Source organism: Pseudomonas sp. Pseusp49, assembly GCF_059491875.1.
The window spans coordinates 6,234,925-6,248,867 of sequence record NZ_CP168514.1 but is presented as its reverse complement, the minus strand read 5'-3'; the positions used below and the strand labels follow the sequence as shown (position 1 = coordinate 6,248,867).

General features: G+C 61.5%; 12 protein-coding genes. 7 read left to right on the top strand and 5 right to left on the bottom strand.

All coding sequences use genetic code 11. The features are described from left to right. Positions 1-146: 146 nt before the first annotated feature. The 4 genes from ACEN83_RS27945 to ACEN83_RS27930 form a co-directional block, all read right to left on the bottom strand. Entirely contained in the window at positions 147-1,121 is a 975-nt protein-coding gene (locus ACEN83_RS27945) for a serine/threonine protein kinase (protein ID WP_495578926.1), read from the bottom strand. Between the two features lie 194 nt (positions 1,122-1,315). Next, the gene (locus ACEN83_RS27940; protein WP_495578925.1) at positions 1,316-3,217 is read right to left on the bottom strand and encodes a PhoX family protein; all 1,902 of its coding nucleotides are present in this window, start codon (positions 3,215-3,217) and stop codon (positions 1,316-1,318) included. A 65-nt stretch (positions 3,218-3,282) separates the two neighbouring features. Continuing rightward, complete coding sequence (locus ACEN83_RS27935; RefSeq protein WP_495578924.1) at positions 3,283-4,047, bottom strand: TOBE domain-containing protein; 765 nt, start codon at positions 4,045-4,047, stop codon at positions 3,283-3,285. Positions 4,048-4,110: 63 nt separating this feature from the next. Continuing rightward, complete coding sequence (locus ACEN83_RS27930; protein ID WP_495578923.1) at positions 4,111-4,851, bottom strand: ComFC family protein; 741 nt, start codon at positions 4,849-4,851, stop codon at positions 4,111-4,113. A gap of 93 nt (positions 4,852-4,944) precedes the next feature. Here ACEN83_RS27930 and bioB point away from each other — a divergent pair, with 93 nt between their 5' ends. From bioB to ACEN83_RS27895, 7 genes are all read left to right on the top strand, one after another. Next, the gene (bioB, locus tag ACEN83_RS27925; protein ID WP_495578922.1) at positions 4,945-6,000 is read left to right on the top strand and encodes a biotin synthase BioB; all 1,056 of its coding nucleotides are present in this window, start codon (positions 4,945-4,947) and stop codon (positions 5,998-6,000) included. A gap of 123 nt (positions 6,001-6,123) precedes the next feature. Beyond that, entirely contained in the window at positions 6,124-7,302 is a 1,179-nt protein-coding gene (gene bioF, locus ACEN83_RS27920) for an 8-amino-7-oxononanoate synthase (RefSeq protein WP_495578921.1), read from the top strand. After that, the gene (locus ACEN83_RS27915) at positions 7,295-8,026 is read left to right on the top strand and encodes an alpha/beta fold hydrolase (RefSeq protein WP_116582277.1); all 732 of its coding nucleotides are present in this window, start codon (positions 7,295-7,297) and stop codon (positions 8,024-8,026) included. The genes bioF and ACEN83_RS27915 overlap by 8 nt, the downstream gene beginning before the upstream one ends. Then, positions 8,019-8,831 carry a malonyl-ACP O-methyltransferase BioC gene (bioC, locus tag ACEN83_RS27910; RefSeq protein ID WP_495578920.1) on the top strand — a complete coding sequence of 271 codons (813 nt, stop codon included), beginning with the start codon at positions 8,019-8,021 and terminating at the stop codon, positions 8,829-8,831. Before ACEN83_RS27915 ends, bioC begins: the two co-directional genes overlap by 8 nt. After that, positions 8,828-9,508, top strand: a complete 681-nt coding sequence (gene bioD / locus ACEN83_RS27905; protein WP_495578919.1) for a dethiobiotin synthase — start codon at positions 8,828-8,830, stop codon at positions 9,506-9,508. The genes bioC and bioD overlap by 4 nt, the downstream gene beginning before the upstream one ends. 122 nt (positions 9,509-9,630) lie before the next feature. Continuing rightward, complete coding sequence (locus tag ACEN83_RS27900) at positions 9,631-9,927, top strand: pyrroloquinoline quinone biosynthesis protein PqqE (RefSeq protein WP_116582274.1); 297 nt, start codon at positions 9,631-9,633, stop codon at positions 9,925-9,927. Positions 9,928-10,204: 277 nt separating this feature from the next. Then, complete coding sequence (locus tag ACEN83_RS27895) at positions 10,205-12,010, top strand: phenylacyl-CoA dehydrogenase (RefSeq protein ID WP_007980335.1); 1,806 nt, start codon at positions 10,205-10,207, stop codon at positions 12,008-12,010. A gap of 78 nt (positions 12,011-12,088) precedes the next feature. Here the strand turns inward: ACEN83_RS27895 and ACEN83_RS27890 are convergent, their stop codons facing one another. Further along, complete coding sequence (locus ACEN83_RS27890; protein WP_495578918.1) at positions 12,089-13,876, bottom strand: hypothetical protein; 1,788 nt, start codon at positions 13,874-13,876, stop codon at positions 12,089-12,091. Positions 13,877-13,943: the final 67 nt, after the last annotated feature.

Below are 13,943 nucleotides of genomic sequence, written 5' to 3'. Positions count from 1 at the left end.
TGTCCTGACTGAATAGGTAGGTCATTTGTGAACACAGTACCTGTGGGAGCGGGTTTGCTCGCGAAGGCGGCGTGTCATTCAACATTGATGTCGACTGACACGCCGCCTTCGCGAGCAAGCCCGCTCCCACATGGGGTCTGTGTTTGTCAGAAGAGTTTCAGTGGCTCTTCATTGAGCGCGGCCAACTGCTCACGCAATGCCAACACCTGATCACCCCAGTAACGCTCGGTGCCGAACCACGGAAAGCTGCGGGGGAACGCCGGATCGTCCCAGCGACGGGCGAGCCACGCGCTGTAGTGCAACAGACGCAGGGCGCGCAAGGGCTCGATCAGCGCCAGTTCACGCGGGTCGAAGTCGTGGAATTCGTTGTAGCCATCCATCAGTTCCGACAACTGGCTCAGGCAATCCTGGCGATCGCCGGCGAGCATCATCCAGATGTCCTGTACCGCCGGGCCCATGCGGCAGTCGTCGAGGTCGACGATATGGAACATCTCGTCGCGGCACATCATGTTGCCGGGGTGGCAGTCACCATGCATGCGGATGTTCTGGTGCGGCGTGTTGATGTAGGCATCTTCCACACGCTTTAGCAGGTCGCGGGCCACCGACTCGTAGGCCGGCAGCAGACTGCGGGGGATGAAGTTGCCGTCGAGCAACGTGGCCAGCGAGTCATGGCCGAAGTTTTTCACCGCCAGCGCTTCACGGTGTTCGAACGGCCGGGTCGAGCCGACCGCGTGCAGGCGTCCGAGCAACTGACCCAGGCGATACAGTTGATCGAGGTTGCCCGGCTCCGGTGCGCGGCCGCCGCGGCGGGGGAACAGGGTAAAACGGAAACCGCTGTGTTCGTGCAGGGTTTCACCGTTGTGAATCAACGGCGCCACGACCGGCACCTCGCAATCGGCGAGTTCGGCGGTGAATTGGTGTTCTTCCAGAATCGCTTCGTTGGACCAGCGTTGCGGCCGGTAGAACTTGGCGATCAGCGGCTCGGCGTCTTCGATACCGACCTGATAGACGCGGTTCTCGTAGCTGTTGAGCGCCAGGATGCGCGCGTCGCTGAGAAAGCCGATGCTTTCGACGGCATCGAGCACGAGGTCTGGCGTAAGGGTTTCAAACGGGTGGGCCATGCTGACTCCTGCGCGCAGCAGGCTGCTGCGTCCGGCCAGGCATGGTAGCGCAGACGGCAGGGCTTTAGGGGGTGGGCTTGAGATGTGTGGTGTCTGGGCTGACGCCTTCGTCGGAACGCCGCCCGGGGCAAGCCCGCTCCCACAAGGACCACATGAATCCCTGTGGGAGCGGGCTTGCCCGCGAAGAGGCCGGATCAGGCGCCGACGATCCCGCCATCTTCCCGCGAAATCGCCATCACCGATGAGCGCGGCTTGCCATTGGGCAAATGCTCGGGGAAGGTCGAGCCACCGTTTTCACCCGGGTGCTGGATCCCGACAAACAGTGTTTTCTGGTCCGGCGAGAAGCTGATCCCGGTCACCTCGCAGCCCACCGGCCCGACCATGAAGCGGCGAATCTCGCCGGTCGCCGGATCAGCGCAGAGCATCTGGTTATTGCCCATGCCGGCAAAGTCACCGGTGTTGCTCACATCACCGTCGGTCAGGATCCACAAGCGTCCGGCCTTGTCGAAGCCCAAGCCGTCCGGGCTGTTGAACATGTTCTGCGGCGTGATGTTCGACGAGCCGGCCTTGGGCGTCCCGGCATGTGCGGCCGGGTTGCCGGCCACCACAAACAGGTCCCAGGCAAAGGTGTGTGAAGCGTGATCGTCACGCTCGGTGCGCCAGCGCAGGATCTGGCCGTAGACGTTCTTCTCCCGCGGGTTCGGTCCGCCCACCGGTTGTCCGTCTTCGCCGCGCTTGGCGTTGTTGGTCAATGTGCAGTAGACCTGGCCATCCTTGGGGCTGACCACGATCCATTCCGGGCGATCCATGCGCGTGGCTTTCACCACACTGGCGGCGAGACGGGCGTGGATCAGCACTTCTGCCTGATCGGCAAAGCCGCTGCTGGCGTCGATGCCGTTTTTGCCGTGGGTCAACTCGATCCATTCACCCTGGCCTTTCGGGTGATCGGCGTTGCCGTCCCCGGCATCGAAACGCGCCACATAGAGGGTGCCGTGATCGAGAATGTCGCGGTTGGCCTTGGGGTTCTTGTGGTCGATCTTGTCGCGGCTGACGAATTTGTAGATGAACTCGCCGCGCTCGTCGTCGCCCATGTACACCACGGCATGGCCATCGCCGGTTTCGGCCAGGGCGGCGTTTTCGTGTTTGAAGCGGCCCAGGGCGGTGCGTTTGACCGGCGTCGACTGCGGATCGAACGGATCGATTTCCACCACCCAGCCATGACGGTTGAGCTCGTTGGGGTTCTTGGCCAGGTCGAAGCGCTCGTCGTGCTGGTGCCAGTTGATCTCTTTGCTGGTCACCACCGCGCCGTAGCGTTTTTGCGCCGGGTCGAACTTCTGCTCGGCGTTGCTGCTGCCGAAGCAGTCGGTGAAGTTTTCTTCACAGGTCAGATAGGTGCCCCACGGCGTCTTGCCGTTGGCGCAGTTCTGGAAGGTGCCGAGAACGTTCTTGCCCTGGGGATCTGCGCTGGTCTTCAGCAGGGCATGGCCGGCGGCCGGGCCGCTCAGGGTGATCGGCGCATTGCCGTGAATGCGGCGGTTGTAGCGCGAGCCCTGGACGAATTGCCATTGGCCGTTCTTGCGCTGCACTTCAATCACCGACACACCTTCACAGGCCAGCGCCTTGCGCACGTCTTGCGCCGATTGCGGCATGCCGCCGTGGGCGTAGAGGTAGCGGTAGTTGGTGTATTCGTTGTTGATCGCCATCAGCGCACGGTCTTTTTCGCCCGGAAACTCGAACAGGCTCATGCCGTCGTTGTTGTCGCCGAACTGGGCTTCCTGATGCTCGGCGCTGCCGTTGCCGCTCGGGTCGAACGCCGGGCCGTCCTTGTGCAGGGGCTGGCCCCAGCTGATCAGCACCGAGGACTTGTAGCCCGGGGGCAGGGTGATGGCGTCGCTGGTGGCGGCGGCAATGCTGTCAAAACCCAGCAACTGGCTGTTACCGGCGCTGACGCTGGCGGCCATCACGCTGCGGCTCAGCAGGTTGCCGCCGAGGAACATCGCCGCGCCGCACAGGGCACCTGCGCTGATGAAGCGGCGACGACTGAGGCCGACCATGGTTTCGAGGTCGGTGGACTGGTTTTCTTCTAATAGGCTCATTTCAGGCTCCCTGCGGTTTTGCAGACACCTTAATGATGAGTAATGAACCTTTTGTTGCAGTTTGCTTAAAGCGGTGTACCCAGCAGAACCCTGGAGGGCGAAAACTCCACGCGCACCGGTTTGCCGCAGGTCAGCCCCAATGCCCGCAGGTGCGTTGGTTCGTCCAGCGCGCACAGGGTCAGGCCGTTAGGCAGGGTGATGCGCACCTCGCTGGGGCCGTCGTCGGCGTCGAGAATTTTCTCGATGGTGCCTTTCAGGCAATTGTTTCCCGGCGTTTCGGCTGAATCGATCTCCAGCACATCGAGCCAGCCGGCCTTGATCAAGGCCACGACTTCGGTGCCGATCTGCAGTTCCAGGCGCTCGGTGCTGTCGTGGGTGATTTGCGCATCGACGATCAAGCCCTCGGCGACTTCGAGACGAATCAGGTCGTTGCGTCCCTGGGACTCGATCGCCATCACCTTGCCGTGCAACTGATTGCGCGCGCTGGTGCGCAGCATCAAGCGCCCGAGCAGGTCGAGGTCGCTGGCATCTTCAGCGGCTTCCAGCACCTGGGCCTGCAAGGCTTGCAGCTTCTGGTACAGCCGCAGCACCCGCTCGCCTTCTTTGGAGAGGCGGGCACCGCCACCGCCCTTGCCGCCGACAATCCGCTCCACCAACGGCTTCTGCGCCAGGTTATTCAACTCATCAATGGCATCCCAGGCAGCCTTGTAGCTCAGGCCCGCGCTTTTTGCCGCACGGGTGATCGAGCCTTGCTCGGCGATGTGCTGCAGCAGGGCGATGCGCTGCGGACGGCGGACAATGTGCTGGGACAACAAGGTGGGCAAAGACATGGCAAGTCGCTTTGGGTGGTGGCGATGGGGAGGACGTTGGCGGCTTGGGACGCGCGAGTCAAGTCAGGGTGTCTCGCCGGGTTTGGGCGTACGGGCCAGGCAATAGACGTCGACCCGCGCTGCACCGGCGTCGATCAACAGCCAGGCCAGGGCCTGGGCCGTGGCACCGGTGGTAAGGACGTCGTCGATCAGGGCCAGGTGCCGGCCTTTGACGGCGGCACCGGGTATCAGGGTGAAAGCGTTGCGCAAGTTCTTGCGGCGTGCTTGGGCATTCAAGGCCTGTTGGGCGTCGGTGTCCTGGGTTCGCAGCAGCAACCGTTCGTCGCATGGAATGTCCAGAGCGTCACTCAACCAGCGGGCCAGCATCGCCGCCTGGTTGAACCCGCGCTGGCGCAGGCGCCGGTTGGCCAGTGGTACCGGAATCAGCGCATGGGGTCGCTGCAGATCGTCTTCGAAGCGATGTTGCAGGTATTGAGCGAGAAGTTCGGCGAGCAAGCGGCCAAACGGCCACTTTGCATTGTGCTTGAAACGGGTAATCAGGCTGTCAACCGGAAAGCTGTAGGTCCATGGGGCAATCACCTGTTCGAAGGCCGGTGGCTGCTTCAGGCAATGGCCGCAGGTCAGGCCCGCGGCCGGGAGCGGCAGGGCGCAGGTTCGGCAGTGATCGCCCAGCCAGGGCAACTCGGTTTCGCAGGCCGTGCAGACAGGGGCGATGCCGTCGGCGGGTTCATCGCACAAAAGACACGGTTGTTTGTTTTTTGACCAGATGTAAACCAGTCCTTTGCTCAGTGGTTGACAGCGCATCGCTCTTCCTTAAATATGCCGAAACATCTGTGAGGCGGCTGTGACATTCCATGACCCTGCCGCATGCCAAAGCATAATTCAAAGGAAACACCCATGAGCGCCAGCACCACTGCAACCCTGCGTCATGACTGGTCTTTGGCCGAAGTCAAAGCACTCTTCGTTCAGCCATTCAATGACCTGTTATTCCAGGCGCAGACGGTGCACCGCGCACATTTCGACGCCAACCGCGTTCAGGTGTCGACCCTGTTGTCGATCAAGACCGGCGCCTGCCCGGAAGATTGCAAATATTGTCCGCAGTCCGGTCACTACAACACCGGCCTGGAAAAAGAAAAACTGATGGAAGTGCAGAAGGTCCTCGAAGAGGCTGCTCGCGCCAAGGCCATCGGGTCGACCCGCTTCTGCATGGGGGCGGCGTGGAAGCACCCGTCGGCCAAGGACATGCCATATGTTCTGAAGATGGTGGAAGGTGTGAAAGCCCTGGGTCTGGAAACCTGCATGACCCTCGGCCGCCTGGATCAGGAGCAGACCGAGGCGCTGGCCAAGGCCGGTCTCGACTACTACAACCACAACCTCGATACATCGCCGGAGTTCTACGGCAGCATCATCACCACCCGCACCTACAGCGAGCGCCTGCAAACCCTGGCCTATGTGCGTGAGTCGGGGATGAAGATCTGCTCCGGCGGCATCCTCGGCATGGGCGAGTCGCTGGACGACCGCGCCAACCTGCTGATCCAGCTGGCCAACCTGCCGGAGCATCCGGAGTCGGTGCCGATCAACATGCTGGTGAAAGTCGCCGGTACGCCGCTGGAAAATGCCGACGACGTCGACCCGTTCGATTTCATCCGCATGCTCGCGGTCGCGCGCATCCTGCTGCCGCAATCCCACGTGCGCCTTTCTGCGGGCCGCGAAGCCATGAACGAGCAGATGCAGGCTCTGGCGTTCTTCGCCGGTGCCAACTCGATTTTCTACGGCGAGAAACTGCTGACCACCGCCAACCCGCAGGCCGACAAGGACATGCAACTGTTCGGGCGCCTGGGGATCCTGCCGGAAGCCCGCGAAGAGCACGCCGATGAAGTGCATCAGGCGGCGATCGAGCAGGCGCTGGTGGAGCAGAAGAGCAGCGAGCAGTTCTATAACGCCGCCGTCTGATCGCTCTCTGTAGGAGCTGCCGCAGGCTGCGATCTTTTGATCTTAAAAAATCAAGATCAAAAGATCGCAGCCTGCGGCAGCTCCTACAGGAATTGATGTTTCTTTCTTTTTCGCGAGGCCTGCATGTCTTTCGATCTCGCCGCACGCCTTGCTGCCCGTCGTGCCGAAAATCTCTACCGCCAGCGTCCGCTGCTCGAAAGCCCGCAAGGGCCGCAAGTGGTGGTTGATGGCAAGCCGTTGCTGGCGTTCTGTAATAACGACTACCTGGGGCTGGCCAATCATCCACAAGTGATCGAAGCCTGGCGTGCCGGCGCTTCTAAGTGGGGGGTGGGTGGCGGCGCCTCACATCTGGTCATCGGCCATAGCGCCCCGCACCATGCCCTGGAAGAAGCCTTGGCCGACCTGACCGGTCGCCCGCGGGTGCTGCTGTTCACCACCGGTTATATGGCCAACCTCGGTGCGGTTACGGCGCTGGTGGGGCAGGGTGATACGGTGCTCGAAGACCGGCTCAATCATGCGTCGCTGCTCGACGCAGGGCTGCTGTCCGGCGCGCGGTTCAATCGCTACTTGCACAACGACCCGGTGAGCCTGGCCAAGCGCCTGGAAAAAGCCACCGGCAATACTCTGGTGGTCACCGACGGCGTGTTCAGCATGGACGGCGATATCGCCGACTTGCCGGCACTGGCCCGAGAGGCCAAGGCCAAAGGCGCCTGGTTGATGGTCGACGATGCCCATGGTTTCGGACCGCTGGGTGCCAACGGTGGCGGCGTCGTCGAGCATTTCGGTTTGAGCCAGGAAGAGGTTCCGGTGCTGGTCGGCACCCTCGGCAAAGCCTTCGGTACGGCGGGCGCCTTTGTGGCCGGCAGCGAAGAGCTGATTGAAAGTCTGATCCAGTTTGCCCGTCCCTACATCTACACCACCAGCCAGCCACCGGCGCTGGCCTGCGCCACGTTGAAAAGCCTGGAACTGCTGCGCAGCGAACACTGGCGCCGCGAGCATTTGCAGACGCTGATCCGCCAGTTCCGCCAGGGTGCCGAACAGATCGGCCTGGAACTCATGGACAGCTTCACACCGATTCAACCGATCATGGTCGGTGATGCCGGGCGCGCTGTGCGTCTTTCGCAAATGCTGCGCGAGCGCGGGTTGATGGTGACCGCGATTCGCCCGCCGACCGTACCCGCTGGCAGCGCCCGACTGCGGGTCACGCTGACGGCAGCCCACAGCGAGGCCCAGGTGCAGCTATTGTTAAACGGACTGGCCGATTGTTTTCAACAACTGCAGCCGGAGCCAAGCCATGCGTGATCGTTTGATTCTGCTGCCCGGCTGGGGCCTCGGCGTTTCACCGCTGGAGCCTTTGGCTGCGGCTTTACGCGGCCTGGACGAGCACCTGCGTGTCGAGATCGAGCCGTTGCCCGACCTGGAGTCGAGCGATCTTCAAGAGTGGCTCGATGAGCTTGATGCGACATTGCCGCAAGACGCCTGGCTGGGCGGCTGGTCATTGGGTGGCATGCTTGCCTGCGAACTGGCGGCCCGGCGTGGCGATCGCTGCTGCGGCGTGTTCACGCTGGCCAGCAACGCGTCTTTTGTCGCGCATGAACATTGGTCAGCCGCCATGCCTGGGGAAACCTTCGATGCGTTTCTGGCGGGATGTGCAGCCGATCCGCGCGCGACCTTGAAACGCTTTTCACTGCTCTGCGCCCAAGGCGCCGAAGACCCGCGCGGATTGTCGCGGCTTTTGCTCGCTGGCGCACCGAACACCGCCGCGCCAGTGCTGCTGAGCGGTCTGCAAGTACTTGCGCAACTGGATACACGGCAGGCAATGCAATCGTTCCGGGGTCCGCAACTGCATCTGTTCGCCGGCCTCGACGGGCTGGTACCGGCGGAGGCGGCGGGCGATTTACTGGCGTTGCTGCCGGATATAGAAGTCGGTCTGATTGAGCAGGCCGGCCACGCGTTTCTTCTGGAAGATCCCCACGGTGTGGCGGGGGCGATCCAGGCCTTTTTGCATGAGTCCGGCGATGACTGATTTATCCCTTCCCAACCTGCCCGGCGGCTTGCCCGACAAACGCCAGGTCGCTGCATCTTTCTCCCGTGCGGCGCAAAGCTACGACAGCGTGGCCGAGTTGCAGCGTGATGTCGGCAGCCAATTGCTCCGGCGTTTGCCGCAGGATTTTGTACCGCAGCGTTGGTTGGACCTGGGCTGCGGCACCGGGCATTTCAGTCGTGCCTTGGGTGAGCAATTTCCGAGCAGTCACGGTGTGGCGCTGGATATCGCCGAGGGCATGCTCAACCACGCCCGGCCGTTGGGCGGTGCCACGCATTTCGTGGCGGGCGATGCCGAGCGTTTGCCACTCCAGGACTCGACCTGCGACCTGATCTTCTCGAGCCTGGCGGTGCAATGGTGTGCGGACTTCGACTCGGTGCTTCGTGAAGCTTATCGAGTGCTGAAACCGGGTGGCATTTTTGCGTTTGCTAGTCTTTGTACAGGGACGTTGTTTGAACTGCGCGACAGCTGGCGACAGGTCGATGGCATGGTGCACGTCAACCGCTTTCGGGAATTTGGTGTTTATCAGCAGTTGTGTGCGGCCAGCGGCTTGAGGATGGTCAGTCTGCAAAACCTTGCGCATGTGCTGCATTACCCGGATGTGCGCAGCCTGACCCATGAGCTCAAGGCGCTGGGTGCGCACAATCTCAATCCCGGTCGACCGGGTGGCTTGACTGGCCGGGCGCGGATTCTGGGTTTGATCGAGGCTTATGAGCAGTTTCGTCAGGCCCGAGGCCTGCCGGCGACTTATCAAGTGGTGTACGCCGTTTTGGAGAAACCCTTATGAGCGCAGCCTATTTCATCACCGGTACGGATACGGATGTCGGTAAAACCACAGTCGCTGCGGGGCTGCTGCATGCGGCGCGTTCGGCGGGGCTGAGCACGGCGGCGGGCAAGCCGGTCGCGTCCGGGTGCGATGTGACGCCCAAAGGCTTGCGCAACGCCGATGCACTGGCCTTGCTGGCGGAGTGTTCGCTGCCGCTGACCTACGTACAGGTCAATCCGGTGGCCTTCGAACCGGCCATTGCTCCGCATCTGGCGGCACGGGAGGCGGGCGTGGCGTTGACGGTGCAGTCGTTGCTGGCGCCGATGCGGCAGATTCTCGGGCTGCAGGCGGACTTCACCCTGATCGAAGGCGCTGGCGGCTGGCGCGTACCCTTGGCGGATCAGGACAATCTGTCGGACCTGGCCATTGCATTGAAGCTGCCGGTGATCCTGGTGGTCGGCGTGCGCCTGGGGTGTATCAGCCATGCCTTGTTGACCGCCGAAGCGATCGCCCGGGACGGTTTGCAACTGGCGGGATGGGTGGCCAACATCATCGACCCGAAGACCTCGCGGCTGGAAGAAAACCTCGCCACCCTGGCCGAGCGCCTCCCGGCGCCGTGCCTGGGGCGTGTGCCCAAACTCAAGACCGTGACGGCAGAAGCCGTGGCCGAGCACTTGCAACTGGACCTGTTGGACTGAGGTTTGGGAATGCGGGCTTTGCCTATTGCAAGGCACTGTGCCATTAGTGTTTTTGACGGGTGTTTTGCCTGCCACTCTGCTTCAATGGCCGTTGTTGATCCTTTGAAAGGACGAGTTCTCCCATGGAAATCTCAGGAAACACCGCTTTTTATGCCGGTCTGAGCACTCTTCAGACAGGGCAGAACCGAGTCGATCAAGCCGCCGGGCAGATTGCCAACACCACCATCGAACGTTCGGTCACCAGCCAGTCTTCCGAGGCGCAGGTCGATCGTCTGCGATCGGTTGATCGTAGCCAGCAATCGGATCTGGCCAGCAACGTGGTCGAAATGGCCCAAGGCAAGATTCAGGCGGAGCTGGGCGTAAAAATCGCCAAGGCCTCCGATGAAGTGCTCGGAACGTTGATCGATACCTACGCTTGATTCTTCACTGATACCGCACCCTCGACGCCGCGCCTGTTCGCGGCGTTTTTCTGCGTAAGTCTTTCTTGCTCAACTAATCTTTTCAGTGTGGCGGGCTGCTTTGAAAGCGCGGCTGCGTTGCCGTGTGCCTGTGTGTCCAAAGCTGCGATGACGAATGGCAAAAGATCGACGCTTGACAAGATTTCGGCGTAAACGTATGTTTCAAACAACTGTTTGATCGCAACAACAAATCCATGCGGTCGTTCATTCCCGGTTACATCAGCAGAGGTTTATCGCTATGCCTGACTACAAGGCCCCCTTGCGTGATATTCGCTTCGTTCGTGACGAACTGCTCGGCTACGAAGCGCACTATCAGAGCCTTCCGGCTTGTGCCGACGCAACGCCGGACATGGTTGACGCCATTCTCGAGGAAGGCGCCAAGTTTTGTGAGCAGGTACTGGCTCCGCTGAACCGTGTGGGCGACCTCGAAGGCTGCACCTGGAGCGAGTCTGGCGTTAAGACGCCGACTGGCTTCAAGGAAGCCTACAAGCAATTCGTTGAAGGCGGCTGGCCGAGCCTGGCTCATGACGTCGAGCACGGCGGCCAAGGCTTGCCGGAATCCCTGGGCCTGGCCATCAGTGAAATGGTCGGCGAGTCCAACTGGTCGTGGGGCATGTACCCGGGGCTGTCGCACGGTGCGATGAACACCATCTCCGAGCACGGCACCCCTGAGCAGCAAGAGGCCTACCTGACCAAGCTGGTTTCCGGCGAATGGACCGGCACCATGTGCCTGACCGAGCCGCACTGCGGCACCGACCTGGGCATGCTGCGCACCAAGGCCGAGCCTCAGGCCGACGGTTCCTACAAAGTCTCCGGCACCAAGATCTTCATCTCGGCCGGTGAACACGACATGGCCGACAACATCGTCCACATCGTACTGGCCCGCCTGCCGGATGCACCGGCTGGCACCAAAGGCATCTCCCTGTTCATCGTGCCGAAGTTCCTGCCCAACGCCGATGGCTCGGTTGGCACGCGTAACGCTGTGTCTTGCGGTTCCCTGGAACACAAGATGGGCATCCACGGCAACGCCACCTGCGTGATGAACTTCGACGGCGCCACCGGTTTCCTGATCGGCCCGGCGAACAAAGGCCTGAACTGCATGTTCACCTTCATGAACACCGCTCGTCTGGGTACCGCGCTGCAAGGCCTGGCCCACGCTGAAGTCGGTTTCCAGGGCGGCCTGAAATACGCTCGCGACCGTCTGCAAATGCGCTCGCTGACTGGCCCGAAAGCGCCGGACAAAGCCGCTGACCCGATCATCGTGCACCCTGACGTACGTCGTATGCTGTTGACCATGAAGGCGTTCGCCGAAGGCAACCGCGCGATGGTTTACTTCACCGCCAAGCAAGTCGACATCGTCAAGTACGGCGTGGACGAAGAAGAGAAGAAGAAAGCCGACGCACTGCTGGCCTTCATGACGCCAATCGCCAAGGCCTTCATGACCGAAGTCGGTTTTGAAGCGGCCAACCACGGCGTGCAGATCTATGGCGGCCACGGCTTCATCGCCGAGTGGGGCATGGAGCAGAACGTTCGCGACAGCCGCATTTCGATGCTGTACGAAGGCACCACCGGTATCCAGGCACTCGACCTGCTGGGCCGTAAAGTGCTTATGACCCAGGGCGAGGCTCTCAAAGGCTTCACCAAGATCGTCCACAAGTTCTGCCAGACCAACGAAGGCAACGAAGCGGTTCAAGAGTTCGTCGCGCCGCTGGCTGCACTGAACAAGGAATGGGGCGAGCTGACTATGAAGGTCGGTATGGCCGCCATGAAGGATCGCGAAGAAGTCGGCGCGGCCTCCGTGGACTACCTGATGTACTCCGGTTACGCCTGCCTGGCCTACTTCTGGGCTGACATGGCGCGTCTGGCTGCCGAGAAACTGGCTGCCGGCACTTCCGAAGAGGCGTTCTACACCGCCAAGCTGCAGACTGCGCGCTTCTACTTCCAGCGCATTCTGCCGCGTACCCGCACTCACGTCGCAACCATGCTGTCGGGCGCCAACAACCTGATGGACATGAAAGAAGAGAACTTCGACCTGGGCTACTAAGCCTTAGGGGATGTTCAAAAGAACCGCCGCTTCCTCCCGGGAGCGGCGGTTTTTTTTTGCACTAGGGTCAGGCCTTGATCACCATGGCGTCGGATCCAGAGGGCCGACGCCAGTCGGGGAGGTCGCGCCTTCGCCGTTACGTATGAACGGCAGGTGCCAGAAGTCGTTAGGCACCACCGGATCGCCAGGCTTGACGCCTTCCGGAAAGATGAACTCGAACACCGGCGCCACATACTGTCCGGCAACCAGTCCATTGGCGACGGTCAGCCGGGCCGCATTCTGGATGCAACTGTCCACACCGGCCTGGGATAAGGCTTGCTGCGGAACGCAAAGTGACCGTGCAACGACGCGCAAGGTACGCGTCGGCTGGCTAAGCAGCCCAGCGGGCGCTTTGGTCGCACGCAATCTGGCGCGTTGTGGCTGAGGACCGGTGTTCTGTGTGGTAATACCGCCCGAGGCTCCCAGGCAACTGGTCGCAAGGCCCAGCGCAGGGTTGCATTCACCCGTCATCTCATAGGGTGTCACCCAGCGATTGGTTTGTACGCCCGTCGATGGATTGACATCTATCAGGTAAATGTCGACCGGGGTCTTGATGTCGGTGGTCGAGGCTTCAAGGAAAATCCGGTCCTGCGTCTCTTGGGCTACTCCGTTGATGGCCGTTGCGGCCGGATCGGCCGTACCGATGCCAAATTCCCCGATAGCCAGGTAGCTGGGCTGCGAACCCGGTTGAGTGTAGATCCCGACATTCGCCTCGATCGTGTGTGCAGAGACGAAGTCCGGGAGGCCCGTTGTTGCTGACTTGAACAGAGTGCCGGACCAACTGATGAAGTCGCCGACTTCGAAGGGTGCCTGTTGGGTCGGGTCGGGGTCCGTCGCCGTACGTGTCGCATCGCTGAATCTCTTCATGACGTACTGGCTGCAATAGGTTTGCCCCACCGCTGGACCCGAGAGCTCTCCGCTGGCCGGAGGCGTGACGCCAGCCTGGCTGAAGTTGCGGCAGTTGTTGGTCGTGGTCGGAGTGACCACTTTTGGCCGGTTTTTCTGCGGGCAGAGCGCATCGTCCCCGGAAATCGTGCGCGGCACGCACATCGGGTAGCCGGTGGCGGCATGGATGGTCGGGTTGGCATCATCGACGGAGAAGCGTGGGTCGGGGCTTTGGGCGCGGCCAAAACGTCCGTTCGGGTCGTTGATCTGAATAATCGTGGGTTGCGTCGGGTTCCCGCTGTCGACTTCGAGGTTGCCGTTGGTGTAGTCGATCCGGGTGATGACACCGCTCCCGGCGTTGACTGATTGCTGGGAGACAAAGACCAGCCCGGCAATCTGCTTGTTGGAGACGGTATTGCCTACTACATGGATCTCGAACGAGGGATAGACCGCCGGAGATTTTCCGAGCGCCAGGGTTCCACCCCTGACGAATTCAGCCCAGGTCAGGGTATTGGCCGGCATCTGCATAACGGTGTTGCAAGGGACAACAATCGTGACGCCGTTCAGCTGGACGGTCCCCCCGAAGCGACCCGGGTCGCTGGTTGTAGGGCAATTCGTATTGGTGGTGTCCAGGGTCATGTTTTGGATAAAACCGGTCACATCAAACCCATGAATCGCCGTCGGGTTTGTGAAAATCGGATCGGGCAGTGTGGGCGTCGTGAACGGCGAGGGCACTCCCGGGGGCTTGGCAGTCCCGCCTCCGCCCCCACCGCCACCGCCACCGCCAGCTCCGTTTTTGGCAAATGCATCTCCACCACCACCAATGACCAGTGCGATGGCAACAGCACTGGCGAGCAGAGCATGGCGACTGAAGATGCCGTTGAGTCGTTTGTGAGGCAGCAGCGGTATCGCGAGCGTTTTTTCGAATAAAGATAAGCTCATGGCTCACTCCAGAATCTTGCAGGACCAATTGCCGGCCAATCGGGATCACAGATCTGCTGATGCGCTT

What these genes read in the sequence shown, in the direction of transcription:
- ACEN83_RS27890 (WP_495578918.1), bottom strand. Translation starts at nt 13,876, where the DNA reads ATGAGCTTATCTTTATTCGAAAAAACGCTCGCGATACCGCTGCTGCCT.
- bioB (WP_495578922.1), top strand. Translation starts at nt 4,945, where the DNA reads ATGAGCGCCAGCACCACTGCAACCCTGCGTCATGACTGGTCTTTGGCC.
- bioF (WP_495578921.1), top strand. Translation starts at nt 6,124, where the DNA reads ATGTCTTTCGATCTCGCCGCACGCCTTGCTGCCCGTCGTGCCGAAAAT.
- ACEN83_RS27935 (WP_495578924.1), bottom strand. Translation starts at nt 4,047, where the DNA reads ATGTCTTTGCCCACCTTGTTGTCCCAGCACATTGTCCGCCGTCCGCAG.
- ACEN83_RS27930 (WP_495578923.1), bottom strand. Translation starts at nt 4,851, where the DNA reads ATGCGCTGTCAACCACTGAGCAAAGGACTGGTTTACATCTGGTCAAAA.
- ACEN83_RS27900 (WP_116582274.1), top strand. Translation starts at nt 9,631, where the DNA reads ATGGAAATCTCAGGAAACACCGCTTTTTATGCCGGTCTGAGCACTCTT.
- ACEN83_RS27895 (WP_007980335.1), top strand. Translation starts at nt 10,205, where the DNA reads ATGCCTGACTACAAGGCCCCCTTGCGTGATATTCGCTTCGTTCGTGAC.
- bioC (WP_495578920.1), top strand. Translation starts at nt 8,019, where the DNA reads ATGACTGATTTATCCCTTCCCAACCTGCCCGGCGGCTTGCCCGACAAA.
- ACEN83_RS27915 (WP_116582277.1), top strand. Translation starts at nt 7,295, where the DNA reads ATGCGTGATCGTTTGATTCTGCTGCCCGGCTGGGGCCTCGGCGTTTCA.
- ACEN83_RS27945 (WP_495578926.1), bottom strand. Translation starts at nt 1,121, where the DNA reads ATGGCCCACCCGTTTGAAACCCTTACGCCAGACCTCGTGCTCGATGCC.
- bioD (WP_495578919.1), top strand. Translation starts at nt 8,828, where the DNA reads ATGAGCGCAGCCTATTTCATCACCGGTACGGATACGGATGTCGGTAAA.
- ACEN83_RS27940 (WP_495578925.1), bottom strand. Translation starts at nt 3,217, where the DNA reads ATGAGCCTATTAGAAGAAAACCAGTCCACCGACCTCGAAACCATGGTC.